This is a genomic window from Eubacterium callanderi, assembly GCF_900142645.1.
In the GTDB taxonomy this organism is placed as follows: Bacteria; Bacillota; Clostridia; order Eubacteriales; family Eubacteriaceae; genus Eubacterium; species Eubacterium callanderi.
Window position 1 is genome coordinate 182,837 of the sequence record NZ_FRBP01000003.1, and the last position, 25,788, is coordinate 208,624.

The following is a 25,788-nucleotide window of genomic DNA, read 5'->3' on the forward strand; positions in this document are numbered from 1 at the left end:
CCCTTATCGCACAAACGTATATATTCCATTGACCATACTGCCCTTCTCAACATTTACTTTTTTGCTCATAATGTAGAGCTTATTGCCCAGCAGCTTATAGTAAAATTCGCGATTATCCATTCTTCTGGCATAGTTCGTCAGGGCCAGTCCCTCGTCAAATTTACCGGGAGGCGCGTCGATCAGAGGCTTCTTCTCCCAATCGTCTGACCCTGTCATCTGCTTTTCATAAAACGCAGTCGCGTCCTTGTCAATAAACAGGGCTTCCTCAGACGGCAGGTAGGATATTCGGCTTAATTTCAGATAACCGGAGTCGGGATTGCTGCCGTAGCTGCCTTCAAAGGACAGAACTTTGTAGTGCCCGTCCACATTAACACCCCGTCCGTCTGAAAACGTTCCGTCGTCGTTGAACACGATTTGGTGGTTCTGCATATCATCCTTTATCGGGCAGGTCTTCTCAAAATATTCTTCCTTCCAGGTTCCGACGATATCGCCGCCCTGCCCGCACCCGGTAGAAACAAAGCACACAGCCAGCACCGCCATTCCAATCAACAGCTTTTTCATTCCGCTCACCCCTTTCCTTTCTCTCATTATAGCACATCTGAAAACGAACGTCATTCTGCTTTTAATGAAAACTTATCCATTTTCAGGTATAATGTGCTTTACGATATAAGGAGAATACACCACTCTATGAAAAACATCACGAAATTTGATCTTAAGATACTAAAAAAAATACAGAAAAACCTCTGCTCGCCGACGCTGGACAAGGTGATGATCGGGGCCACAAGGCTCGGGACTGCCGGCGCTGTCTGGATTGGCATCGGCGGCCTGATGATGCTCTCAAAAAAATACCGCCGTTGCGGGTTTACGCTCGCAGCGGCGGTATCCTTTGACGTTTTCGCCAACAATATTCTGGTTAAAAATCTTTTCCACCGCGCTCGGCCCTGTGACGTTGACCAAACAGTAGCTCTGAAGATCCGGCGCCCCTTTGGCGCATCCTTCCCCTCCGGCCATACACTGACCTCAGTGACTGCCGCCACCATTCTGACTCTGAACAAAAAGTCCTTTGGCCTTGGCGCCATTCCGCTGGCCGCACTCATCAGCTTTTCCAGAATGTACCTTTTTGTCCACTATCCCTCGGATATTGCGGCGGCTACCGCTCTGGGGATCGGGCTGGGTTCTGCGGCCTATGCCCTTGAGAAAAAGGCGCTGCCAGCCCCTAAAGAAGAGGCTTAAGCCTGCCTGCCCACAGCGTGTAGGCCGACGCTGTCAGGTGTACACCATCGGTGGTGTACTCGGGCAGCAGCTCTCCGTTTTTTTGTCAGGACATCCCACAGATCGACGCATTCCGCGCCGTATTTTTTTGCCAGCCTTTCAATTTCCCGGTTGAGAGCTGTCACCCGGCTGTTGTCAAAAACAAAAAAAAAGCTTTTCAGGACTGCAGGGCAGCGCCTTGTGCACAAAGACGGCGCTTTCAGGCGAGAGTGCCCTTATTTTCTCCAGGATCGCCTCGTAATTGCGGGCGATAAAGCCAGTGCTCTCCCCGCTGATGATGTCATTCACGCCGACCATCAGAAAGATTTTGCCCGGCTCCCGCTTCAGGCTTCTGCCGACGCGCATGAGCACGCCCTCTGTGGTATCGCCGCCCATGCCCCGGTTGATAACCTCTGTTCCCAGCAGATCGTCCCAGTCGCCGTATTCGATCAGGCTGTCGCCAATCATTAATATTTCATCGCTTTTCATTTCTCACCTCAGAATCCATTATCCGCGGCACTGCCGCTATACAGTATGACAAAAAAACAAAGCCTTTCTTATCTGGATAAAAGGCGCAGTCTGCGCACATCTGCTCTTAAAAGTTTACCCTACCCTCTGCCCGCCGTCAACCTGCCACTTACCGGCTGTTTACGACCATTTAGCGAAAAAGCCTTGCGTCCGGGCTGGTTTCACGTATAATTAAATCAACCGTTAACGGAAACACCAAGGAGGCTTCTCAAAATGGATGTTGAAATAAAAATTGACCCTGGGCTGCAAAAACCCCGGATAATCATCTGCACAAACGCCCTGACCGCTGAAATCACTGCCCTGGCTGAGCGCCTTTCGGCTGACCACCCCAGCATGATCACCGCAATTTCCGGCGACCGGATTTATTTGCTGGACAAAAAAGAGATTTTCCGTTTTTACACGGAGGAGCAGAAAACCTTTGTCCGCTGCGCACAGCAGACCTACCGGGTAAAGCTCCGGCTGTACGCGCTGGAGGAAATGCTGTCGGGCAGCAGCTTTGTCCGGATTTCCAACTCGGAAATTGTCAATTTCGGCCATGTCACTAGCCTGGACACCAGCATCAGCGGCACCATCAGCCTGCGGATGACCAACGGGGACAAGGCTTATGTGTCAAGGCGCTATGTCTCCAAAATCAAAAAATACTTAGGATTGTGAGGTAATTAAAATGACTGTAAAAAAAGCACTGGGCTTCGGACTTCTGGGCATCCCCATCGGCATTGCCATCTCCACGACCATCGCGCTGGCGATTTCTCTGTTCTTTGGCAGCTACTCCCCGGTATCCCCCCCGCTCATCGACCTGATGGGCGGCCTGATGAACGCGGCTCTTTTCCAGTACCTGGCCAGCGTAGCCCTTGGCTTTATCTGCGGGTTCGGGTCTGCCATCTGGGCAGTGGAGCGTTGGAGTCTTCTGAGGAAAACGCTCATCCATTTTCTGCTGCTGACCTTTACCCTGCTGCCCATCTCCATTGCCTGCCGCTGGGTAGCTCCCAGTTTTATCAGCATACTGATCTATTTCGTGGTTTTCGCGGCGCTCTACCTGATTATCTGGATTGTCCAGTACCTGATTATCCGGCACAAAATTTCCAAAATGAACGACCGTCTTTATGAAAAAAGGCCCTAAACGTGTTATAATAGAGGTATCTACTTTATCGAAATGAGGTGTTAAAATGAAAGTGGCATCCTTTGTGCTCAGCATTGTGGCACTGGCGGCGGGCACGACCGGTCTGGTTCTCAGCTGTGTGGCCCTTGGCAAATCCAAATAATAAACAAATAAAAAATACGCAGGCAGCTCCTGGGGCTGTCTGCGTGTTTTTTATTTTCTGGAATAAACCGTGATCCCGTTAAACAGATAGACATCGGAGGTGATCATGGCGTAATCCATAAGGGCGGGGTCAAAGGGGTTGGCGGTAAAGACGCCGTGTGTCCAGTCATAGTCCTTAAAGACCTTAAACTCTCTTATATCGCTGCAGTTTTCCACAAAATCATCGTAGGCTTCCATGGTATAGGGCTTGTTGCTGTACAGACAGTCGCCTAGAAAGATGCGCTTGCGCTGTTCATCCACTGCCACAATGTCCACGGTTTCCTCATTTTTGTTCCAAAATGTGCCGATGCGGTCAATTTTAAAGGGGATGCCCCCCTGCTTGCAGGCCGCAGCAAAAATCTCCTTGCAGGCTGTTTTAAACCAAAATTGGATATAACCTGGAAAAGCGCGCTTGATGGCTTCAAAAATCTGAAGCTCCTGGCCTGCCTCCAGGTGTTCTTTATTCTCAAAAATGAAGGTATACCAGAAATCCATAAAGGGATCGGAGAAATAGTACTGGACTTTGCGGTTAGAAGGACCAGCCTTTTTCTCGGTGATGGGCACTCTGGCCTCCAGGTAGCCAAGGACCGCCAGGTTGCTCAGGCAGTGGTTCACTGCGCCTGGCTTCATTTCCAGATACCTGGCGATATCGGCCGGGCGGTGGTAGTTGTCGGCTACAGCCTTTAACACCGCGTTGTAGTAGGATGGTTCCCAGACATCCCGCTCGATCAGGTTCATGGGCTCCTCGTATAAAAGGCTGTTTTGGTCCAGCATATCCTCACGGACCACGCCCATGTAGTCAATGGTCTTCTCGCAGGCGGCAAAGAATTCCCAGTATTTGGGAACCCCTCCCGCAATGGCGTACAGGGTCATGAGCTGGTTAAAATCCTGATGGGGGTAGTCCTTGATCATCTCTACAAAGCTGATGGGCTTCAGCTTCAGCTGGGTGGTCACGCAGCCGATCAGGGTGTTGCTCTTGCCTTCAAGATTGACTAAGAGGCTGTTGTTGGGCATTACCACGATCAGCATCACGGAAGCCTGCTTGAAGTAACGTTCCCACGCGTATTTTAAAGCTCTGGCAAAGGAAGGGTCTGCCAGCATCAGGTAAGCGACATTATCGATGACCAGCACTTTTCTGGAGGTCTCTACCCGCTCGGCAAAGGCCTTGAAAATTTCCTTCCAGTCCGGCAGCTTTGCCGAAGAGCTGAGGGTTTCTCCGCAATATTCTGCAAAAGTTTTAAGGAAGCGCCGTCGGCTTAAAACATCAACCTCTTCTTTCGCGGTAAAGTAAAGCGCCCGCTTGCCTTTCAAAAAATGACGGACCAGGGCGGTTTTGCCAACACGGCGCCGTCCGTTCACCATGACAAAGGCATTTTTACTGGTATACGCGTTTTCAAGAAGCTGAAGCTCCTGCTTTCTGCCTATAAAAGGTCTCATATTCGATGCCTCCTAACAAAAAATTATCCTATGATAATTATACGCTTAAACCCGCAGAGGTTCAAGGTTTTTATGGACTCTGGCGACATTTTAAGAGAAACACAAGCAATTCAGCCTCACTTAGCAGGATGAATTTTACATCTTTTTTACTAAGTGGGGCCACATTATGCTATAATAAAGAGATAAACAAAGATTATTCGAGGTGACACGATGAAAAATATCAGTATCATAGGCTCTACGGGGTCCATCGGCACACAGGCGCTGTCGGTGGTGGACGAATTTCCTGAGGAGCTGAACGTTGTCAGTATTTCCTGCTTCAACGAAATTGACGCCCTGGAGGAACAGATCCGCCGATACCAGCCTGAGCTGGTGGGCGTGATGGACCCGGACGCTGCTTTTGACCTGAGAAAGCGTATCCAGGCGGAGTTTCCGGACATCGAGGTGCTCTCCGGCATGGAGGGGCTCATCGCTGTAGCGACCTGCGACTCTGCGGAAATGCTGCTGACCGCTGTGTCCGGCATGGTCGGGCTGCGGCCCACGCTGGCCGCCATTGAGGCCGGGATCGACATCGCCCTGGCCAACAAGGAAACCCTGGTGGCAGGCGGCTCCATTGTCATGGAGGCTGTGGCGAAAAAAGGCGTGGCCCTGCTGCCTGTGGACAGTGAGCACTCCGCCATCTTCCAGTGCCTCATGGGCAATGCGCATGAGGAGCTGAAAAAGGTCATCATCACAGCCTCCGGCGGCCCTTTCCGCGGCAAGGACCGCGCTTATCTGGAGCAGGTGACCCTCGCCCAGGCGCTGAAGCACCCCAGCTGGTCCATGGGGCCGAAAATCACCATCGACTCCGCCACCCTGATGAACAAGGGGCTGGAGGTGATCGAGGCCAAATGGCTCTTTGACTTGGAGCCGGACCAGATTGACGTGGTGGTCCACCCCCAGAGCATTATCCACTCCATGGTGGAATATAAGGACCGCGCGGTCATGGCGCAGCTTGGCCTGCCGGACATGGCCCTGCCCATCCAGATCGCTTTCTTCTACCCCGGCCGTGTCGAAAACACCAAGCCGTCTCTCGATCTCGCCGAGGTGGGCACCCTGACCTTTGAAAAGCCGGACAAGGATACCTTCCGCTGTCTGGCGCTGGCCTATGAAGCCCTGAAGGCCGGCGGCTCCATGCCCGCGGCCCTGAACGCTGCCAATGAGGTCGCAGTCGCCCGTTTCCTGAAGGAGGAAATCGCCTTCCTGGATATTCCGAGAATCAACGAGGCGGTCATGCACCAGCACGTTCCGGTTAAAGCGCCGACCCTTGAGGACATTCTGGACGTGGACGAGTGGGCCCGGACCGTGGCTAAAAGCCTGTAAAACAGCATAAACCCTGCCGCACAGCATCATCCGGCTGTGCGGCAGGGCTTTTTATTTTTTCAGACGGCCCCGCTAGAGCAGGCCCTCGCCCCGGATAAAGGACAGCAGCTGGTCTGCCGCCGCCTGGGGGGACGGACCCCTCAGGATTTTCCCTTTTCTGCCGCGCTGGCGGTTCATGACCGTCTTTACACGGAGGGCTTCCTCCCCGGCGGCTTCTCCCTTATCTTCAAGGTGCAGCAGCGGCTTGCCGTAGGCTTCGCGGATGCCCGCAAAGGTGGCGTAGCGCGGCGCGGCCAGCTTATCCGTCACCGTGGCCAGGCAGGGCAGCGGCGCTTCCAGAAGCACCTCCCGGCCATCGAAAGGACACTGCGCGCGCACCTGCCCTCCCCTCATAGAAAGCCTCTGGGCCTGGGTGAGCTGGGGAATGCCTAGCGCCTCTGCCAGCAGCGCGGGGGTCTGGGCCACATCGCTGTCAATGGCCTGCCCGCCCATCAGGATCAGGTCCCAGCTCCGGTTTTCAAGAGCGGCCTTTAAAGCGCTGGCCGCCGCCCCGGCGAAGGCAGCGTCTGGAAATGGCACCTCTGCCCGGACTGCCTCGTCACAGCCCATGGCCAGAGCCTCCCGCAGGATTTCCTCTGCTTTTTCTGGGCCAGCGCAGAGGACCGCAACCGTGCCGCCACCGGCCTCCCTCAGCCGGAGAGCCGCCTCCACCGCCGCCTTATCGTCCGGGTTCATGGCACCCGGTGCGGACAGGGCTGTCATCTTTCCCTCCTTCTGATCGGCCTGCACAGGCACACTGTCTGAGAATGGCCGTATACACACCACACATTGGATCATTTCACGCTTCCCTCTTTCATCAGAAATTTGAAGCTTCGCTTAAAATAAACCCCTCTCTCTGGCCTTATGCCCCTTTTCCTGGCAGGGGCACCTTTAGTGGTAAGCTTCTTTTGTAATACTAATATTTTGCATGCTAATTGTCAAGAGGTTTTGATGGAAGCTGTAAAAGGAATACCAAAAAAGCTGAAGCTGTCCACAAAAACAGGATGTCGCTTCAGCTTTTTAATTTATCTAAAACAGGGTGTCGTCCCTGAGGGTATCTGCGATGTTGGCGCGGCAGATGATGCGCCCGCCGATCAGGTAGGCCAGGCCGACAGCGGCCAGCACCGCAGCTGCGGCGGCCAGCAGGGGCAGCAGGGGCATCCGCCCGATAAACATCGTCAGTTTAAGCTTGCTGGCTGTCACGGAAAAAATCACGAACAGCACATTCAGGGGAAGGCTGAGGAGGATGGGCCGCAGGCCGATGATCAGGGCCTCCATGAGCAGTACCTTATTGACGCTTTCAGGCGTCATGCCAATGGACTGATAACGGGCAAATTCCCTTTTGCGCTGGCCGATGTGCCCCAGTATGTTAGAAAACACATTGGCAATGCCGATGAGAGCCAAGAGCCCGCAGAGGATGCCCATAAAAATGTTGAGGGCTTTGCGCGCGGCCACGTTATAGGCAGCCTCGGCCTGCCGGTTTTCCATGGTAAAGTCTACACCCGCTGTGTCCAGAACCCGGGTAACGGCAGCTTCAGCCGGAGTGATCTGATCCTCTGATACAGCCTTTATGTTAAAGTACACCGTATCCGCCTCCAGCTCTGGCACCAGCTGCTGCCAAGCGCTTTCCGCCATGATCTGAAGCAGGGCAAAATCGTCATATTCCTCTCGGAGTTCTGGGGTTTTATCGGTGTAGGCGGCAATGTCCAGGCTGGCCGCTGCGTTGCCGGACGAGTCGTAAAGCTTAAGAGACTGGCCCTCCCGTGGGTTGATATAGGGCAGGTAGGCCCGCTCTCTGAAATGACTGTGGGCGCTGTCCCATATCTGGTTAACGGTCACTGCTGAAGGCGGCGCGCCGGCTGGCGCGGTGATGCCTGCCTGGGCGCAGTAGTCCTCAAAGCTCGCGTCATCCAGGACGACAATGGGCACCTTGATCTGATAACTGCCGTTCTGGGCAGTGATGCCCGTATCCTTCAGGGCCTCAAGGCCGCCCAGGGCTCTCAGCTCTGGGCTGAGCATATCCTCTGTGAGCTGGGTGTAAGCCGTAGCCTTCCGGTAGGCGGTGCAGCCCGCAGCCTCTGGGAGGGCCCGGATTTCGCCGAGAAGGGCGTCCTCACGCCCCTGGGTATCCTCCACAGCTGCCAGCAGGTCCCAGCGGTCTTTATAGCGCTCAAAATAGGTGAGCTGTGTGCTGATATCAGAAAGGGTCATGAAATTGAGAAAGACGCCGAACACCAGAAAGGACAGGGTCAGAGACACTGTGGCGGTGCGGAAGGCCTTTCTGCGGGTGTAAAGGGATTTCCGGGCCAGCTCGCCCTCTATGCCAAAGAGCTTTGACAAAAACCGGAAGGACCGGACTTTTTTCACGGGCAGGCTGTCCCCGCCGCGGATGGCCTCCAGGGGCGTCATGCGGCTGAGGCGCCGGGCTGGCACCCAAGCAGATACGCCGACTGTGATGAGACAGACTGCAAACCCCGCCAGAAAAACCCAGAGGCTGTAGTCAAACTCAGTGGGCACTGTCCCCATGCCGGTGCTGATGGCATTGGCGGCGCGCACAAACAGGATATTGAGCCCCACCCCGGCGGCGATGCCTGCCAGCAGGGGAACCAGGCTCAGGGCCAGGGCCTCCTCCAGCAGGGCGGTTCTTATCTGGCCGGGCGTGGCGCCCACGCTCTGCAGGATGCCCAGCTGATGGATGCGGGCGTTCATGGAAACGTCAAATGCGTTATAGATCATGAGCACCAGCGAAAAACACACCACAAGCATCACGCAGACATAAAAGGACAGCAGCAGGGGCGGTTGCTTTTGCTGCTCGGGGGAGTAGATATAGTACTGAATGAGAAGCTCGGTGTGGTACTGGACCCTTGTCTCATCGGCGCTGCTGAGGCCAAAGCTCTCCGCCAGGAGGGGAAGCTCGCTGTAGACCGCCCTGGGATTTTCGAAGCGGATGAGCATGGCCTGGCGGCCGGGGCCGGCCTCTTCCAGCACAGCCTGGGCCACACCGGGCGTTTCCTCTGCCCGCCGGGCGTCCTCCTCAGTGAAAGCGCTGATTAGTCTGCCCTGCCAGTCGCCCTCCTCCCGGACGATCCTTCGGATATTGTCTGTCCACAGATTGTAAAAGATAGCGGTGATGGTCGAGATCAGAGTGGCGGCGATGAACACAGCCACCACGATGGCGGCCGCGGCGGCCCGGTTGTTCCGGACTGCGCTCCCGGCGTATGCTTTCCACATGGTCAGACCTCCCCTGCCGCCGGCGCATTGGAGACGATGCGGCCGTCCTCAATCCAAATCACGCGGTCTGCCGCTCTGGCCACCAGCTCGTCATGGGTGATGACCAGAATGGTCTGCTTGAGGGTCTGGTTAAACCGCTTCAGCATTGCCATGATCTCCCTGGAGTTTTCCTGATCCAGGTTGCCGGTGGGCTCGTCGGCCAGCAGCAGGGCTGGCCGGTACAGCAGAGACCGCGCAATGGCGGTGCGCTGCTGCTGCCCGCCGGACAGCTGGCTGGGCAGGGCGTTCAGCTTATCCTCCAGCCCCAGGGCCCCGACAATGGCCTCGAAGTCCTGGGATTGGGGCTCGGTCCTGTCCAGAAGCAGGGGCAGCTTGATGTTCCGCTCCACCGTGAGAGTGGGGATCAGGTTATAAAACTGGTAGATGAGCCCCACGCTCCTGCGCCTGAAAAGAGCTGCTTCTTTTCTGCTCAGAGCAGAAATTTCCTCCCCGCCGACCCACACCCTGCCCTCGGTGGGGCTGTCCACCGCGCCGACAATGTGCAGCAGGGTGGATTTCCCCGAGCCCGATGCTCCGATAATGGATACGAATTCGCCCTTGCGGACGGTAAAATCAATGCCTCTCAGGGCGTGCACGGCGTTTTCGCCGGCGCCGTAGACTTTTGTAATTCCCTCACATCTTAAAATTTCCACTTTTTCCCTCCTGTGCTTATACTTTCAGTCCATCACCACTCTCCTGCAAGGCGGCCGTCGCGTAGCTCGACGCGGCGGTCGGCCTGTCTGGCAATGTCCCTGTCATGGGTCACGATGACAATGGTCTGCCTGTATTTTTCTCTGGAAATTTTTAAGAGAGCCATGATTTCCTGGCTGCCTCTGCGGTCAAGGCTGCCGGTGGGCTCGTCGGCCAGCAGCAGGGCCGGGGCGGCTATGAGGGCCCGGCCGATGGCCACGCGCTGCTGCTCGCCGCCGGACAGCTCCCTAGGCAGACACTTGGCGCGGTCCTCAAGCTTTAGCAGGCACAGCAGCTCCTCGAGGTAATCCCTGTTCACTCTGCGCCCGTCCAGACGCATTGGCAGCAGGATATTATCCTCGACACTTAGGGTTGGGATCAGGTTGTAAAACTGATAGACCAGCCCGATCTGCCGCCGCCTGAAAACAGCCAGCCCGGCTCTTGTCTTGGTATGGATATCCACGCCGTCGATCCGGACGGTGCCCGCTGTAGGGACTTCCACGCCACCCAAAAGGTGCAGTAGTGTGGACTTTCCTGAACCCGATGGGCCAGTGACTGCCACCAGCTCACCCTTGCCGGCTGAGAAGCTGATGCCCTTCAGGGCCTCCACTCTGGCGTTTCCGTTGCCGTATATTTTACTCAGGTTTTCCGTTCTTAAAATTTCCATTTGTATTCTCCGCCTCCTAAGCATAGCACAGTTCTCATGACACCTCAGTGACCCGTTAATGACAAATATGTCACTTTCGCCCGCTGTCCGTCCAGCCCCTGTAAACCTTGATCCGGAACAGCGCACCGCCGCCCGCCGGACTTTCGGCTGTAATGCTGCCGTGCTGGCGGCTGAAGATGGCCTGGGACAAAGCCAGGCCAATGCCTGCGCTGTCATCCCCGGAATCTTTTCCCTTGTAGAACCGCTCAAAGAGATGTGGCCTGTCCTCAGGCGCGATGCCGGGGCCAGTGTCTGCGATGAGGATCTCTGTGGCCAGGGGGTTTTCTTCAGCGCTCACCCGGATCTGCCCGCCGCGGGGCGTGTGCTCCATGCAGTTTTTCAGGATATTGCCCACAGCCTCCGCTGACCAGTAAAAATCGCCGGTGAAGGTGATGTCCCTGTCCACCTCCGCCCAGAGGGTTTGTTCTCTCAGCTCCATGGGGATCTCCAGAGGGGCGGCGGCCCTGGCGATGAGCTCAGACACCCGCACGGGCTCGCGCTTAAAGCCCACGGTCCCGGCCTCCAGCCGGGAGAGCTTGAGCAGCGCGTCGATAAGCCACTGGATGCGGGCCAGCAGGCTGCCTGCCTCGGCGGCCAGGCGGCTGCGGGCTTCTCTGCCGGTATCCTCACTGCACAGCCGGGGTACCAGCAGGCCAAGCGTTGTGAGGGGAACACGGAGCTGGTGGGAGATGTCGGCCAGGGCGTGGCTGAGGGCAGTCTTGTCCGCCTCCAGTGCAGCCGCCTGCTCCCGCAGGCGAAGGGTCATTTTGCAGACCGCGCTCTGCAGGACCGCCAGCTCACCCTCGTTGTCGGGGATTTCTTTCAGAGCGTCCCCGCCGTGCAGCACCTGGTCCAGCTGGAGGCTCAGGGCCGACAGGCGGCGGTAACGCCTGGCCGTGAAGCCGTAAAAGAGCGCGCCTGCCCCAGCACATACGCAGAGCACATAGGCCGCGCAGGCCGCGCTGATCCACAGCCCGCCCGCGGCCACTGCCAGGGTGAGCAGCGTGTAAAGCCCTGCCAGCCTGCGTATTTCCGGATTTCTGAGCAGCCCCATCTCAGTCCTCCACCTTGTAGCCAAGGCCCCTGACCGTCTTGATGATCCGGGGCTCGGCGGGATCTTTCTCAATCTTTTCACGCAGGCGCTTGATATAGACGGTAAGTGTGTTGTCATTGACAAAATCCCCTGAAGCGTCCCAGATTTCCTGGAGCAGGCGGCTTCTGGACAGCACCTCGCCCCGATGACTCAGGAGGGTGAGCAGCAGGCGGTATTCGAGGGCTGAGAGCACGATCTCCTGCCCGTCTCTGCGCACAGACGCTCCGGCAGTGTCCACGCTTAAGTTTCCGAGCTGAAAGACCGACTGGGCCCTGCCGCTCCGCCGGAGGCTGTTCTTAACCCGCGCCACCAGCTCCATTGGCTTGAAGGGCTTGGTGATATAGTCGTCGGCCCCCAGATTGAAGCCAGTGACAATGCTGGCCTCGTCGTCCAAGGCGGTGAGGAAGATCACCGGTGTGTTTCCCCTGTGCAGGATTTCTGTACACAGGGCGTAACCGTTTCCGTCGGGCAGCATTAAATCAAGGAGTATCAGGTCAAAGCGATCTCCCTCCAGGGCGCTCTCGGCCTCAGCTCTGGTGGCAGCGGTGTCCACAGAGAAGCCTTCCTCCTCCAGCAGGGCTCTCAGGTGCTTTACAATCTGCCGCTCATCTTCTACGATTAATATTCGTCGCATATTCGTTCCCCCATTGTGGTTAATTTCAAGATTTTGCTTTCATTTTACCTTAAAACCCAGATCGGAACAATCCCTTAAACTTTGTCCCAGCCGGCGCAGGAATGCCCTGAATGGGCGGATTGATCAAAAACGACACTCGCGTCATTTTTAAACATAATTGTTGAATCCCTTTCGCCACAGCCTTTTCCGGGCATACAAAAAGCAGGGGCGCCGAAACAGCGCCCCTGCTTTTTCAATTTCTATAATCATAAATCCTGTCAGAGATGGCATGCCGAAACAGCACATCATGTCCAATCTGCTGGGACGAGACGTCGTTTCATCGCACCGTCTCCGCACCTTTCTTATTTTTCGTCAGGAGCGTCAAAGCGGAAGCGGTCATCCTTTTCGGCGTTGACGTCATCGTCAGCATCGGGGTTAAGCTTTGCACCGAAGAAAACCTCGTCCTCGCGTTCCCGTTCGTTTTCGGATTTTTCCTCGCGCTGCTCGGCTTTCTTTTCTTCAGTTGCGGTCACTGGCGCTCCGAAGCGGAAGGCGTCGTCCTCCTGGGTATTGACATCGGTGTCGCGCTGGTCCTGGTTGACCTTTGCTCCAAAAAATATTTCATCATCGCGTTCTCGGGCGTCTTTTTCTGGTGAATTGTTTTGATCCTTCATGGTAAATTCTCCTTTCGGTTTGTTGTTTTTCTATTTACCCGAAAGCGCTTTCTCTAAGCAGCCGTTGCCGAAAATCTTACTTTTTAACACAAGGTTTCTCTTATTGCTACCCGGAGGGCTTTATTTTTCATAACGCAAAATTTCCGGGCCTGCCCATGCGTTATGAAAAACCGCGCAAACCACCTGTTTATGCGGGTTTGCAAGACATCAAAACTCATAACCTCATAACGCACATCGTCCGGGCCTTTTTTAGGCGGGGCGATCCTCAGACTGAGCGATCCATTTGGGATTGACGATATATTTGTAAAAAACACGCCTGCCATTCTGGTCCCGCTCTATTTTTAAATAACCATAATCTACCAGGATATTCAGGAAAATTTCCGCGTCCGCGCCTTTTTTAAAGCTCAGGTCTCTCAGATTCCTCGCAGCGTCGTAGGCGGTAAAGACCTCAAAGTTATGCTTATCAATGGCCTTGAGCAGTTTTCCGGCTTTCTCCATGTTTTTGTCATCGCCCATGATCTGGTGGGCGTGCCGGGCGTGGTCGATATAGTAAGTCCAGGCCAGATCACAGGCCTCCTTCATGCTAAAATAGTCCACAGGCGTTTTTCCTGCCTCTTTTCGGTATTTGGCCACATGCATGAGCCCTGCCAGGCGCAGCACCTGTCCGGGCAGCTTGGAGGTCCACTCCTTGAGGTTGGCGAGATCGCCGTTGTTCCGTTCGTCCGCGGCTTTTCGGAAGCCCTTGAACAGCTCGGCGGCATCCTCACTCAGGGTCAGCATCTCATAGGCATCCTCCTCGGCCAGGGCAATCAACTCTTCCAGCAGATTTTCATAACGTTTTTTCACTTCCTCATCGAGCTTGGGCGCGCCCTCAATTTTGCGCTTGCCCAGCTTGCTCTCCGGCAGGCTGAACAGGAAACGGGCGGGCAGGCCCCTTTCCAGCAGGATTTTATTCTTGACCACCCGGTCCAGCACATCGGGCTGAACCATGAGGTTCATGGTCAGGCGGGGATCGTTGATATACTCCCCGGGGCGGCCAACCCGGTCCACGATGATGGTCTCTCCAGAATAGGCCTGGAGGTAGTTGGTAAAATTGGGCTGGCTGTCGTAAAGGCCCGCGATGTTGGAGAATACTGCGCCCTCAGCGGAGATAATGCTGATCCGGCCCTTGTTCTCCTGGAGCAGGCCGGCCAGCTTCTGGGAGGTGACGTCGTTGGCCACCAGCCTGGGCGGCGCGGATTTTTCCAGGGCTTTGATCTCGCGCAGCTGATCCTCCATCTCGATGAGCTTGGCCTCCTTTTCATCCCCCTTAAGACCGCCGCACGCCTTGCGCATGGCCTCGTAGGCGCTGCGGGCCATGTCCAGCCGCACCTCCACCGAGATGGCCTTGTCGGCATAGTCTCTAAAGAGCTTTGTCTGGTGCTTAAAAAGGGGATTGGTCACGGCTTTCATAAGGTGGCTTTTCCCCTCTCCGGGCCGGGCCACGCCTAGGACAAAGAGTCCCAGGGGCTCGTACCATCCGGTTTCGGGGCTGATACCATAACGCCCCTGCAAAAGGGCCGCCAGGGTGCCCAGCATGGCGGTGCCGGCCAGATCAGCGGACATCTCCATGGATTCGGACAGATTCTTGCAGTACTCGAAAAGCTCGATGGGCAGATTCTCCATCGGGAACCTGGGCAGGGTAGTATTCTCCTCCAGGGGACGCAGCGGCTTGAAGCCGTCTTTCCAGGCCTGTGCCTGTTTAATGGACTCAAGCGTTCGCTTGTATTCTTCCTGGTCAAGCTGGCGGCATTCCCCTTCGTAGTAGATTTCTCCCTGATATTCCTTTATTTCCTCTTCGCCATAGCGGTACCGGGTCTCACCGTTCTCATCAATTTCCTCGATGATGGGCAGACTGACGGTTCTTCTGGGCGGCACCACTGTGATACCCGCCTTGTCCTTCCACCGCTCACGCTCTTCTTCCTCATCATCAATCATCACCACCTCCAGCATCTCCTCAGGCGGCTTGGGCGCTGTTTCCAGGCGCGCGTCTTTTTCATCTGTTTGCATCATTATTTCCTCTCTTCAAAACGCGCCTTGCTATGTGCGTTATGACGTTATGTATTTTGACAGGCCGCAAAACGCCTGTTTATGCGGGTTTTGGCCATTTCTCATAACACATGGGCTGACTTCGGAAAATTGCGTTATGAAAAAAGGCTTCCCCATTATCCATTTTTCACTTTCCATTTTCAACTAAACTGTCCTCTATTTAACACTTTGCCTTTTTTGAAACGCTGGCTCTGCTTTTCATCAGGGCTTTGTTCTTTATTTAAGCTGCCGGGCCGCCGCTCGGCAGAGCGCGCAGGGTGAATCGTAGTCCCCGGGGCTCACCTCGATCCCGCAGTCTCTGGCGGCAGCGATCAGGCCAGGGATACCCTGCTCAAGCAGGGCGCGCATGAGGGGCTGCCGGTTGGGATTATAGCCTCCCAGTATATCGGCCATCGCCTCCCGGTGCAGATTTCCGATGACAAAGCCGCACACCCGTACGCTACCGTCCGGGTCCACCGCCAGGGATGTGGGGGCGTCCAGGCGCTCGGTATAGGCAGCCGTGCCGCACTGAAAGCCGGCATCCAACGGCGTCCTCTGGAAATAATCGGCGAGGTAAATCCTGGCGTTTCCGCCCGGAAAAACGCGGTTTCCCACCCCCACAGGCAGGCGCAGAGACTCGAAGCGCCTGAGGCATGCCCTGGTTTTCGCGTCATAGGGATCGCGGCTCTCCGGGCCCTTGAGCCACGTGGGGTGCAGAACGGTGACGCTGCCCAGCCCGGCTTCACACAGGGCGCGGGCAAAGGCGTACTGCTCGGCGATTGGCAGGTGCTCGGTGTGAAAGGCGTCCACAGATAAAAGGATTTCATTAACGCCGCTGGCCTCCAGCCGGTCGGCCGTATGCTCCCGGAGCGCCTTGTCGTGGGTAAAGCAGCCGCTGGTGATCAGCTGCCGCCTGGGGATGCTACGGTCCTCTGCCTGCTGGTGCACAGCGCAGACAGTGGGCACGCACAGCAGGGGCTCGCCGCCAAAGGTCAGCACCGATTCCAGCGCGCAGGCGCGGTCCACCGCCTCAAGGGCAGCGGCGGCATCCTCTGGCAAGAGCTCCCCGTCAAGCCTGTCCGGGCCCAGCGCACAGTGCGCGCACCGGCTCCGGCAGCGGTGTGTCACGCTGAATTCTAGCCGCTTTACATGTTTTAAATAGGGATTCCTCTGGTTCATATTATCCTCCTCCCACGCCTGATTCTCAGGGCCTCACGCTGGCTTCTGCGCTGGCTGTTGCAGCTATGCCATTATAAGAATTTTTATTCAATCTAATAATTTATTATATCCATTATAGCACCCAACGTCCTGCTGGTAAAGCTTTATTTGAATTGATATTTTTTTAACTTTCCAGACCGGCCCAAACCGCCCTCGGCCATAAAAAAAGATGATGTGCTGAAACAGCACATCATCGGTGGGGGGGACGTTAGCCTTACGAGAAAAAGTGTTCCGCAGAGGTTTATTAATGGAAAATGAAGAATTGAGAATGGAGAATTAAAAGACCCCTTTTGCTGCCGCAAAAGCGATTAAGACAGTGGCCTTCGGCCGCCGTTTCATTCAAAATGCGCAGCATTTTGTTCCTCTAATTCTCCATTCTGCATTTTCAATTGGTTCCGCCTTTGCATCACGCGTCACAATTCTTTGGCAGGGTCACCTTAAAGGTGGTGCCAATCCCCACTGAGCTAGTCACCTCGATGGTTCCCTTGTTGTTCTGGACAATGTGCTTGACAATGGCAAGGCCCAGGCCAGTGCCGCCGTTTTCCTTGGAACGGCTCTTATCCACACGGTAAAAACGCTCAAAGATCCGCGGGATGTCCTCCTCGGGGATGCCACAGCCGGTATCCTCCACCAGGATGCAGAAATGCGCGCCATTTTCGTAGACCGACACATCCACCCTGCCGCCTTCGTCCGTGTATTTGATGGCGTTGTCCACCAGGTTGATCATCATCTGCCTGAAATCGTCCGGGTTGATGATAACGCTGATGTCGCCCTCCTTCTGATAGCGCAGCTCGATACGCTTGGACTCAGCCGTCATTTTGAGAATGTCGAAGATCCGCAGGATTTCCTGGTTCACACCGATGACCTCGCGCTTGTCCTCGCCGCTGCGCTGGTTGTTTTCCAGGTGAGAGAGGATCAGAATATCGTTGACCAGGCGGGTCAGGCGTTCACTCTCATCGGCGATAATGCTGTAAAAACGGCCAAGGGTGGCCTCGTCGGTAATGTGGTTTTCCTGAATGGTCTCGATGAAGCCGCGGATGGTGGTAATGGGGGTTTTCAGCTCGTGGGACACATTGGCCACAAAGTCCCGGCGGATATTTTCCAGCCCCTTGATCATGGTAATATCCTCCAGAATGATGATATTGCCATTGTAGGTCTGGTCGCCCTTGTCCAGCATCTGGGAGCTTGTGACCTTGTAGATACGCTCCTCGATACGGGTTTCGTAGTCCAGCCGCCCGTCCTCGGTCTCTGCCAGCTTGTCCTGAAGCTCGTACACAAAGGGGTCGCGGTAAACCTCCAGGATATTTTTCCCCTTGATTTCCTTCTTCAGGTCGATGTTAAAGATGCCCCGGGCCGTATCGTTAATCAGGATGATCTTATTATCCCGGTCTACGGCGATAATGCCCTGGTTCATGCTGGACAGCACAGAGGACAGCTCAATATTCTTGCGGTTGATCTTGCTGAAGGAGGCATCCAGCTGCTCGGCCATGGTATTGAGCGAGTCGACCAAATCGCCGATTTTATCGTCCCTGAGCATGGTGAGCTTTGTCTTATAATCGCCCCGGGCAATCTTTCTGGCGAAAATGGTGACCTCGTCCAGGGGTCTTGTCTCGTTATTTAAGAGGAAGGCAAAAATCACAATGGCGATGAGGATACTGGCCAGCGCCACAAAAATCAGGTTGTTAATAATGCTGTAGCTCACATCCTCCATGACGTCAAGAGGCACTGCGATCCTTACAATATGCGTTATCTGCCCATCCTGATAGTATGGCGCTGCCAGGTAGAGCATATTCTTCATAATGGTGTCGGAATAGCGCACCGAGGTGGTGGGCGTCCCCTTCATGGCGCCCTGGACCTCGGGCCGGCTCAGGTGGTTGTCCAGCGAACCGATACCGCTCAGGGACTCAAACAGGACGTTCCCCTCCACATCTATGATGTTGATGCGCTGGTTGGTGCTGTTTGCATAATGCTCGAGCCCGGTGACGTCGCCGGTCTTGATGTAGCCGGGCATCAGGTCCTCGACAATATACTCGCTGTTGCTTTTCAGGTTGCTCTCGGTGGATTCATAGTAGGCGTTTTTGAAGATCACATAGGAGAAAACGCCTGAAAAGGCAGTGACCAGCACGATCAGGATTGAAAAGACAATGGTGATGCGTTTTTTCATTGATCACCTCCCAGGTTTTCTACCAGGCGGTAGCCCACGCCGCGCACGGTTTCGATGTATTTTTCCTGGTCGTCCTCAATCTTCTTCCGCAGGTAACGGATGTGGACATCCACTGTCCGGGTCTCGCCGTAATACTCATAGCCCCAGATTTCGTCCAGCAGCTGATCCCGGGTCAGCACCTTGTTCTTATTGTTTGCCAGATACAGGAGCAGCTCGTATTCCTTCAGCGTCAGCGACAGCTTTTTGCCGTTTTTGTATACCTCGAAGGAGCCGGGCAGAATGCGCAGGCTGCCCACTGCGATCTCCTCTGTGTCTGAGCTTTTGATCATCTCGGTGCGCCGCAGGACAGCCTTTACCCGGGCGTAGAGCTCCTTCACGCTGAAGGGCTTGGTCATATAGTCGTCTGCGCCCATTTCTAGGCCAAGGACCTTGTCAAACTCCTCGCTCTTGGCGGTGAGCATGATGACTGGAATGTAAGACAGGTTTTTATCCGCCCGCACCTCGCGGCAGATGGTGAGCCCGTCCTTGCCCGGCAGCATTAAATCCAGAATGATCAGATCCGGCCGGATATCCACGATTTTCTCAACCGCGCCGGTCCCCTCGTGGACCCCCGCCACCTCAAATCCCTGGGCTTCCAGATTGAATTTAATCAGCTCAAATATATTAAGTTCGTCTTCTATAATCAGAATTTTTTTCATTTTCTCTCCAATTCTCGCTCAATTTTAACATAATATGATTATAGCATATGTTGTGTTAAAGGCATGTAAAATCTAGATTAAATTTAGAAGGCAAATCTGTGACTGTTAAAAAAGCGGCGCAAACCGAGACTGCGCCTTTTGTCCAGATAAGAAAAAGGCTTCGTCTCTCAAGATCCTTACCTGTCACTCCTTAAGCTCCCGGAAATGCTGCCAGTGAATCCCGATATGCCCAATGCCCAAAATCACCACAAACACCACCATCAAAATGACCCTCCCGTAGATCCCCAGGAGCAGAAACGAAACCACCGGCAGCGTTGCCCCTGCCAGCGGCACACCGCAAAAGCTCGAATAAAAATCTTTTAGCTTCTGCCCACTTCTAAAATACCGGACCCAGTAGCCCTCGTACAGCAGCATCAGCCCAAAGGACAGCGCCAGCCACAGGCTCCAGGGCGTCAGAGGGCGGAGGTTAAAATCCGTAAAGATCAGGGCGCAGCAGCTCACCCCCACCTGCCCCACACGCTCACACCACACCAGCAGTTTATGCTCATGTCTGAAATCATAGCCCTCCGGCTGCCTCCTTGTCCAGATCAGGTTGGGGATAAACAGCATCAGCAGATACAGTACACCGATGTATGAAAATCCAAAATGTCCCATTTTTTCCTCCTCATTTTTTATAAACAGCGTCGCCGCACAGTTAATACCGCTATTATATCACGTTTGGATTAAAACTTTTACATTTTGTCTTGACACCCAAAACAAATGTGATATGATAATAAAAAAGCATAAAACATTTCAGGTGCTGCATGGCAGATAATAGGGAACTAAGTGAGATTCTTAGACGGGCCCGCCGCTGTAAGTGGATTGCCCGGCTCATCACCACTGTCCAAAAGGATGGGAAGGGAGCCCGGCGTTAATCCTCAGTCAGAAAACCTGCCTGAAATGTGTCGACGGTCTTTATCTGAGCGGTGGAGGCCTGTGGGAATGATGGAAAGTTCGCACCTTAGATTAAGGTCGGGCTTTTTTTGTTTGAAAAATAAGGAGATACCAAATGAAAGCAGTTGTTTTAACAGGCCCCGGCCAGCTGGAAATGACCGAAAGGCCCATTCCGGCCTGCGGCGACCACGAAGTCCTTGTCAGGGTCATGGCCTGCAATTTATGCAAAACCGATCTCAAATGCCTGACCATGGGTCAGCGTGACCTGGTATACCCGCGTGTGCTGGGCCATGAAATTTCCGGTGTTATCGCCGGTGTGGGCGCTGCAGTCACAGGCTACCAGGAGGGACAGCGGGTACACGTGCACCCGGGGATTGCCTGCGGCGCGTGCGCCTATTGTAAAGAGGGCGATGATAACCTCTGCGACCACGTGCGCATCATGGGCTTTAACTATGATGGCGGCTTCCAGGAATACCTGGTGGTGCCTGCGGAGGGCGTCCGGGGCCAGATCATCAACATCATTGAAAATGACGCGCTGAGCTTTGAGGAGATATCCTTTATCGAGCCTCTCTCCTGCTGCGTCAACGTCCAGGAAAAGCTGAAGCTTGCGCCTGACGACACCCTGCTGATCATCGGCGCAGGCCGTATGGGCATCCTCAACCTGCGTGTGGCAAGAGCCCTGGGCGTGCGTAAGGTCCTTCTGCTTGAGTCTGACCCCGAACGGGCCGCCCGCGCCGAGACGCTGGGCTTTGACGCTGTTTTCGCGAGCGGGCAGGAGGCCGAGGGCGCCATTAGGGAACTGACAGACGGCCAGGGCGTGGATGCGGTGATCCCCTGCTGCGCAGCCGCAGACGCCATGAACCTGGCGCTCCGGGTGCTTAAAAAGCAGGGGCGCTTCGGCCATTTCAGCGGTATTATCCCAGACGGCGCCACCCAGCCCGAGATCAACACCATTCACTACAAGGAGCAGATCATGACCGGCGCCTACGGGTGCAGCATTGCGCACAGCCGCCGGGCCAAGGCACTGCTGGAGAACGGCAGTCTGATTGTAAAAGACCTGATCACTGAGCGCATTCCGCTCGAGGAGCTGCGGCACGGCCTTGAGCGCGTACGTCAGCTTGAAACCCTGTCGACCATCGTCGTTTTTGATTAACACACCATATGGAGGAGTAAAACAATGGAAGCAGTTACTATGAAAGAATATGGCCAGGTGATCACCGGCCTCATCAACCGTGAAAATCTGACCAAGGAAGAATCAAAGGAAATGTTTATGGAGATCCTGGGCGACCGCCAGACGCCCATGCAGCAGGGGGCTTTTCTGGCCGCCCTCAGCGCCAAGGGCCCGACCGCCGCAGAAGTAGCCGGCAGCTTTGAGGCCATCTACGAAATTGACACCTGCAAGGTCACGCCTCAGACCGCTGTGCCTGTGGTGGAAAACTGCGGCACGGGCATGGATACCTTTAAGACCTTTAATATCAGCACGGTCGCCGGCATCATCGCCGCCGCAGACGGCGTCCCCATGGCCAAGCATGGCTCACGGGCGCTCACCTCTGTGTGCGGCACCATCGACGCGGTGGAGGCCCTGGGCGTGGATGTGGACTGCAGCGTGGACGTGGTAAAGGCCAGCATCGAGAACGCGGGCATCGGCATCTTTAACGGCATGAGCTCCGAGGTCCATCCCACTGCCCTCGGCCGGGTGCTGTCACAGATCTCCTTCGGCAGCGTTTTAAACATCTCCGCCTCTCTGGCCAATCCCGCCCTGCCAAAATACGCAGTCCGCGGAGTCTACTCCCTGGATATGCTGGAATTTGTCCCGGACATCATGCGTGAAATCGGCTATGAGCACGCACTGATCGTCTACGGCGAAGCCGGAGACGGCTGTATCGACGAAGCCTCCACAGTCGGCGCCACCCACATGGCTGAGCTGATGCCCGACGGCACTGTAAAGCGCAGTATCCTGACGCCGGAAAGCCTTGGGATTGAGCCGGGCAGACTGGACGAGCTGGCTCCCTGGGGCTCTGTGGACGCGGCCGCCCAGGGCATTGTCCGTATCCTGAAGGGCGTCTCCACCCCCACCCGCACCAACATCGTCTGCCTGAACAGCGCGCTGATTCTCTATGTTGCGGGAAAAGCTGCAAGCATTCCGGAAGGCTATCTGCGCAGCCATGAGCTCATCGCAAGCGGCGCGGCCTACAAGGCGCTGGAAAAATGGGTCGCTGCCCAGAACCGCGATCCCCAGGCCGGTCTCGCGAAGCTGAAAGCCCTCACCCTGGCCGCCGAGGTGTAAAATGAATCTCTACGCCTTTAAAGCTGACAATGGTTACCTGAAAATAGCTCCCGACGGCGCCTACATTCTGGTCGGCATCCATAAAGCCAGCGTCTATGATGACAGCAGACTTGACAGCCTGAAGGAGCAGCTCGCCGCCCTGAAGCCCGAGCTCGAAAATCTGAGGATCGTAAAACTCGTGCTTGAGGAAGAGGATTATTTTCTGCAATAGAAAAAAGGACCGCTGAGCAGCGGTCCTTTTTTAATAATCGCCTTATTTTTCTTCTCTTTCCATATGTAAAATCGGAAACTCCCGCCCCTGCTCATCTAAGGGCGACCTTGATGCTACGCGAAAACCCATATGCTCGTAAAAACCTCTTGCGCCGGGATTCTGCTCATTCACATCTACGGCGGTGGCACCGCAGTTCTCAAGGGCATGGCAGATAAGAAAACTGCCGGCGCCCTTTCCAAACCAGTTCGGCTCCACAAAAAGCATTTCAATTTTCTGTTTGTCAATCCCGATAAATCCAACGGTTGTGCCCAGGTGGTTACGGGCCAGCATCAGCTGCTCCACGCCCTTCAGGCCGGCCTTCACCTCAGGGACCAGTCCCTGAATATCTTCCTCTCCCAGAAAATCATGGGTGGCCCGCACAGAAGCCTCCCATATTTCAGCCAGTTTTTCGATCTCCTGATCGGTTCTGCGGCCGATCCTTTCAATGCTGTATTCCTGTTTCATTTTATCCTCCCTATAAAAAAGCCCTCTCCACCGCAATGAAGAGGCCTGTGTTTGTGTTAGTCGTTTCGTTCCCGCACAAAAAACCGGATGGGCGTGCCATCGAAATCAAAGGTATCGCGGATTTTGTTTTCCAGATAACGCTGATAGGAAAAGTGCATCAGCGTCGCGTCGTTGACAAATACCACAAAGGTCGGCGGGTTCACACCAGTCTGTGACGCGTAAAAGATTTTGAGACGGCGGCCACTCTTGGTCGGCGGCTGCTTCATCATGATGAATTCTGTCATGGCCTCGTTGAGCTTACCGGTGGTAATGCGTTTTTCCGTCTGACTCTTGACAAAATCAATGGTTTCGTAAATCTTGCTGACCCGCTGCCCGGTTTTGGCCGAGATAAACAGGATGGGCGCATAGTCGATAAAGGAAAGGGTATCGCGGATTTCCCTTTTCATTTTATCCATGGTCTTGGTGTCCTTTTCCACAATATCCCATTTGTTGACAATGATGATGGACGGCTTGGAGCGGTTGTGGGCGATACCGGCAATTTTAGCGTCCTGCTCGGTCACACCCTTTTCCCCGTCAATGAGCACCAGAACCACATCGCTTCGGTCAACAGCGGCGATGGCGCGCACAATACTGTAACGCTCAATATCCTCATAAATTTTTTTCTTCTTCCGCAGCCCCGCAGTGTCGATGAGGGTGTAATCCCGTCCATTAAAGCGCACCTCTGTGTCGATGGCGTCCCGGGTAGTGCCGGGTACATCGCTGACGATGAGCCGGTCATGGCCCACCATTTTGTTGATCAGGGTGGATTTACCCGCGTTTGGCTTTCCAATCACCGCGATTTTCAGGTTATCATCCTCCTGCGCGTCCTCATCATAGACCTTTTTAACCCGTTCGATTACCTCGTCCAGGAAATCGCCAAGGCCAAGGCCCTGCTCGGCGGAAATGGCGATTGGCTCACCAATGCCGAGATTGTAAAATTCAAAAATATTGTTTTCCAACTGCTGGCTGTCCACCTTGTTTACAGCCAGCAAAACGTTTTTGCTGTGCTTGCGGATCATGTTGGCCACCTCTAAATCGGAGGCAGTCATCCCCTCACGCCCGTCCACCAGCAGCACGATCAAATCTGCCATGTCGATGGCCAGTTCTGCCTGGACACGCATCTGCAATAAAATATCATCCTTAGTGTGGGGCTCGATCCCACCGGTGTCGATGAGTGTAAAATGATGGTTCTGCCACTCCGCATCCGCAATGATACGGTCTCTGGTAACGCCGGGCGTGTCTTCCACAATGGCGATACGCTCGCCCACCAGCTTGTTGAACAGGGTGGATTTGCCCACGTTCGGGCGTCCCACCACTGCGACAATCGGTTTTGCCATAGTATTCCTCCTTATTTCATCGCTTCCAGAAAGGCCGCGCCGTCCACCGGGACAATGCGCACCTCTGCCTGAAGCGCCTTTTCAATATCTTCTGTTGTCACATCGTCCAGCAGGTCATGGGACTGACTGCGGACCATATTTTCCGGGATCAGGTAACAGTCTGCCCCCGGAGGCACCTGCCTGATAATATCCGTCCCCGTGATCAGCCCGGACACTGTGATGTCCTCGCCAAAAAAATCATTGGTGACCGGATAAACAGACAGCTCCACGCCGCAGACGGCGCTTGCCTTTTTGGCGCAGTCCCGCATAAAATCCGCAGCCAACTGCCCGGTGATAATGCCGACTCTGCGGGATACGTCGTTTCCACGTACCCCGCGGGCTTCGCTCAGGGCGGCGTCCAGGCTTTCCCTAAAATCTGTCATCATGCCCACGCCGTTTTCAATCTGCGGGAAACCGTCGTAATAGCTGGAATCCGGCAAGGCTTCGCCGGCCAGCAGGAAAAACTCGTCGCTGGCGTAGACAAAATTTGTACCATACTGGCTCCGCATCTGATCCTGAATATCGCTGATGATGGACAGGGTCTCTCTGGCACCCTCTGCGTCAAATTTATCGAGTTTTGCCAGCCCCTCACGGTATTTGGACAGGCCCACAGGCACCACAGAGACGGAGGCCATCTGCGGGTAAAAGCCCATTAGGTCATTCAGGGTCCGTCTCAGCTCATCGCGGTCATTATAGCCGGGGCACAGCACAATCTGTCCGTTCATGCCAATGCCGTTATCGGCAAAATACCGCAGGGATTCCACAATCGACCCGGCAAAGCGGTTGTGCAGCATGGCGCACCGCAGCTCCGGGTTTGTCGTATGCACAGAGATGTTGATGGGCATAATCCGGTAGCGTACAATGCGCTCCATTTCCGCCTCGGTCAGGTTGGTCAGCGTGACATAGTTGCCCAGCAGAAAGGAGAGACGCTCATCGTCGTCCTTGACATATAAGGTTTCCCGCATTCCCGGGGGCATCTGGTCAATGAAGCAGAAAACGCAATTGTTTTTGCAGGTCCGGGTTTCCAGCATATTTTCATCAAATACCAGCCCCAGATCCTCCTCAAAATCCTTTTCCACATCCAGCTCCCAGATCTCGCCGCTTGGCTTTTCAATTTCGATCATCAACTGCTCGTCTGCCTGCAGATACCGGTAGTCCATGATGTCGGCCACAGGCATTCCGTTGATGGTGAGCAGTGTGTCGCCCTTTTCAATTTCCAGTTCTTCAAAGATGCTGCCCGGGGCAACACCCTCTATTTTAAATTTACCCAATGTTTTTCTCACTTAATCTATTTTTCTTCTATTCAAGGCCTCTGTCAAAGGCCTGCAGCG

25 protein-coding genes and 1 riboswitch are annotated in these 25,788 nt (G+C 54.9%); of the genes, 7 read left to right on the plus strand and 18 right to left on the minus strand.

Going from position 1 to position 25,788, the window contains the following annotated elements; genetic code table 11:
• Positions 1-3 precede the first annotated feature (3 nt).
• Positions 4-561, minus strand: a complete 558-nt coding sequence (locus BUC22_RS04780; protein ID WP_013379966.1) for an LptM family lipoprotein — start codon at positions 559-561, stop codon at positions 4-6.
• Positions 562-687: 126 nt separating this feature from the next.
• On the opposite strand from BUC22_RS04780, the gene BUC22_RS04785 reads away from it, so the two are divergent.
• Positions 688-1,233: a phosphatase PAP2 family protein gene (locus BUC22_RS04785; RefSeq protein WP_013379965.1), complete on the plus strand. Its 546-nt coding sequence runs from the start codon at positions 688-690 to the stop codon at positions 1,231-1,233.
• Positions 1,234-1,407: 174 nt separating this feature from the next.
• Here the strand turns inward: BUC22_RS04785 and BUC22_RS04790 are convergent, their stop codons facing one another.
• Positions 1,408-1,740, minus strand: a complete 333-nt coding sequence (locus tag BUC22_RS04790) for a GDSL-type esterase/lipase family protein (protein WP_073382423.1) — start codon at positions 1,738-1,740, stop codon at positions 1,408-1,410.
• A gap of 252 nt (positions 1,741-1,992) precedes the next feature.
• Between BUC22_RS04790 and BUC22_RS04795 the strand changes: the two genes are divergently transcribed.
• Together BUC22_RS04795 and BUC22_RS04800 are read left to right on the plus strand one after the other, a co-directional pair.
• Entirely contained in the window at positions 1,993-2,433 is a 441-nt protein-coding gene (locus BUC22_RS04795; protein ID WP_013379963.1) for a LytTR family DNA-binding domain-containing protein, read from the plus strand.
• Between the two features lie 10 nt (positions 2,434-2,443).
• The gene (locus tag BUC22_RS04800; protein ID WP_013379962.1) at positions 2,444-2,899 is read left to right on the plus strand and encodes a DUF3021 domain-containing protein; all 456 of its coding nucleotides are present in this window, start codon (positions 2,444-2,446) and stop codon (positions 2,897-2,899) included.
• Positions 2,900-3,091: 192 nt separating this feature from the next.
• Here the strand turns inward: BUC22_RS04800 and BUC22_RS04805 are convergent, their stop codons facing one another.
• A complete protein-coding gene (locus tag BUC22_RS04805; protein ID WP_013379960.1) occupies positions 3,092-4,516 on the minus strand; it encodes an ATP-binding protein in 1,425 nt (474 codons plus the stop codon).
• Positions 4,517-4,726: 210 nt separating this feature from the next.
• Here BUC22_RS04805 and BUC22_RS04810 point away from each other — a divergent pair, with 210 nt between their 5' ends.
• Positions 4,727-5,875, plus strand: a complete 1,149-nt coding sequence (locus BUC22_RS04810) for a 1-deoxy-D-xylulose-5-phosphate reductoisomerase (RefSeq protein WP_013379959.1) — start codon at positions 4,727-4,729, stop codon at positions 5,873-5,875.
• 72 nt (positions 5,876-5,947) lie between these two features.
• Here the strand turns inward: BUC22_RS04810 and BUC22_RS04815 are convergent, their stop codons facing one another.
• The 12 genes from BUC22_RS04815 to BUC22_RS04870 form a co-directional block, all read right to left on the minus strand.
• Positions 5,948-6,712, minus strand: a complete 765-nt coding sequence (locus tag BUC22_RS04815) for an electron transfer flavoprotein subunit beta/FixA family protein (RefSeq protein ID WP_013379958.1) — start codon at positions 6,710-6,712, stop codon at positions 5,948-5,950.
• A 231-nt stretch (positions 6,713-6,943) separates the two neighbouring features.
• The gene (locus BUC22_RS04820; RefSeq protein WP_013379957.1) at positions 6,944-9,145 is read right to left on the minus strand and encodes an ABC transporter permease; all 2,202 of its coding nucleotides are present in this window, start codon (positions 9,143-9,145) and stop codon (positions 6,944-6,946) included.
• A gap of 2 nt (positions 9,146-9,147) precedes the next feature.
• Positions 9,148-9,837 carry an ABC transporter ATP-binding protein gene (locus BUC22_RS04825; protein WP_041690155.1) on the minus strand — a complete coding sequence of 230 codons (690 nt, stop codon included), beginning with the start codon at positions 9,835-9,837 and terminating at the stop codon, positions 9,148-9,150.
• A gap of 32 nt (positions 9,838-9,869) precedes the next feature.
• Positions 9,870-10,541, minus strand: coding sequence for an ABC transporter ATP-binding protein (locus tag BUC22_RS04830; RefSeq protein WP_013379955.1), 672 nt, complete (start codon positions 10,539-10,541; stop codon positions 9,870-9,872).
• A 70-nt stretch (positions 10,542-10,611) separates the two neighbouring features.
• Entirely contained in the window at positions 10,612-11,634 is a 1,023-nt protein-coding gene (locus tag BUC22_RS04835; RefSeq protein ID WP_013379954.1) for a sensor histidine kinase, read from the minus strand.
• Position 11,635: 1 nt separating this feature from the next.
• A complete protein-coding gene (locus BUC22_RS04840; RefSeq protein ID WP_013379953.1) occupies positions 11,636-12,307 on the minus strand; it encodes a response regulator transcription factor in 672 nt (223 codons plus the stop codon).
• A gap of 341 nt (positions 12,308-12,648) precedes the next feature.
• Positions 12,649-12,960, minus strand: a complete 312-nt coding sequence (locus BUC22_RS04845; protein WP_013379950.1) for a hypothetical protein — start codon at positions 12,958-12,960, stop codon at positions 12,649-12,651.
• A gap of 249 nt (positions 12,961-13,209) precedes the next feature.
• The gene (locus tag BUC22_RS04850; protein ID WP_013379949.1) at positions 13,210-15,012 is read right to left on the minus strand and encodes a YfjI family protein; all 1,803 of its coding nucleotides are present in this window, start codon (positions 15,010-15,012) and stop codon (positions 13,210-13,212) included.
• Positions 15,013-15,264: 252 nt separating this feature from the next.
• A complete protein-coding gene (locus BUC22_RS04855) occupies positions 15,265-16,206 on the minus strand; it encodes a radical SAM/SPASM domain-containing protein (protein WP_013379947.1) in 942 nt (313 codons plus the stop codon).
• A 445-nt stretch (positions 16,207-16,651) separates the two neighbouring features.
• Positions 16,652-18,409 carry a sensor histidine kinase gene (locus tag BUC22_RS04860; RefSeq protein WP_013379945.1) on the minus strand — a complete coding sequence of 586 codons (1,758 nt, stop codon included), beginning with the start codon at positions 18,407-18,409 and terminating at the stop codon, positions 16,652-16,654.
• A complete protein-coding gene (locus tag BUC22_RS04865) occupies positions 18,406-19,107 on the minus strand; it encodes a response regulator transcription factor (protein WP_013379944.1) in 702 nt (233 codons plus the stop codon). Before BUC22_RS04865 ends, BUC22_RS04860 begins: the two co-directional genes overlap by 4 nt.
• A gap of 183 nt (positions 19,108-19,290) precedes the next feature.
• Positions 19,291-19,761: a hypothetical protein gene (locus BUC22_RS04870; protein ID WP_013379943.1), complete on the minus strand. Its 471-nt coding sequence runs from the start codon at positions 19,759-19,761 to the stop codon at positions 19,291-19,293.
• Positions 19,762-19,884: 123 nt separating this feature from the next.
• Positions 19,885-20,059, plus strand: a riboswitch (cobalamin riboswitch).
• 96 nt (positions 20,060-20,155) lie between these two features.
• On the opposite strand from BUC22_RS04870, the gene BUC22_RS04875 reads away from it, so the two are divergent.
• The 3 genes from BUC22_RS04875 to BUC22_RS04885 are packed head-to-tail and all read left to right on the plus strand — an operon-like array spanning position 20,156 to position 22,538.
• Positions 20,156-21,193, plus strand: coding sequence for an alcohol dehydrogenase catalytic domain-containing protein (locus BUC22_RS04875; protein WP_013379942.1), 1,038 nt, complete (start codon positions 20,156-20,158; stop codon positions 21,191-21,193).
• Positions 21,194-21,217: 24 nt separating this feature from the next.
• On the plus strand, positions 21,218-22,327 hold the full coding sequence (trpD, locus tag BUC22_RS04880; RefSeq protein WP_013379941.1) for an anthranilate phosphoribosyltransferase: 1,110 nt from the start codon (positions 21,218-21,220) through the stop codon (positions 22,325-22,327).
• Position 22,328: 1 nt separating this feature from the next.
• Positions 22,329-22,538 carry a hypothetical protein gene (locus BUC22_RS04885; protein ID WP_013379940.1) on the plus strand — a complete coding sequence of 70 codons (210 nt, stop codon included), beginning with the start codon at positions 22,329-22,331 and terminating at the stop codon, positions 22,536-22,538.
• 42 nt (positions 22,539-22,580) lie between these two features.
• Here the strand turns inward: BUC22_RS04885 and BUC22_RS04890 are convergent, their stop codons facing one another.
• Genes BUC22_RS04890 through BUC22_RS04900 form a run of 3 tightly spaced genes read right to left on the minus strand, consistent with a single transcriptional unit; the run spans position 22,581 to position 25,728 of the window.
• A complete protein-coding gene (locus BUC22_RS04890) occupies positions 22,581-23,042 on the minus strand; it encodes a GNAT family N-acetyltransferase (RefSeq protein WP_013379939.1) in 462 nt (153 codons plus the stop codon).
• 56 nt (positions 23,043-23,098) lie between these two features.
• Positions 23,099-24,418: a ribosome biogenesis GTPase Der gene (gene der / locus BUC22_RS04895; RefSeq protein WP_013379938.1), complete on the minus strand. Its 1,320-nt coding sequence runs from the start codon at positions 24,416-24,418 to the stop codon at positions 23,099-23,101.
• Between the two features lie 11 nt (positions 24,419-24,429).
• Positions 24,430-25,728, minus strand: a complete 1,299-nt coding sequence (locus BUC22_RS04900) for a DUF512 domain-containing protein (RefSeq protein WP_154557243.1) — start codon at positions 25,726-25,728, stop codon at positions 24,430-24,432.
• Positions 25,729-25,788: the final 60 nt, after the last annotated feature.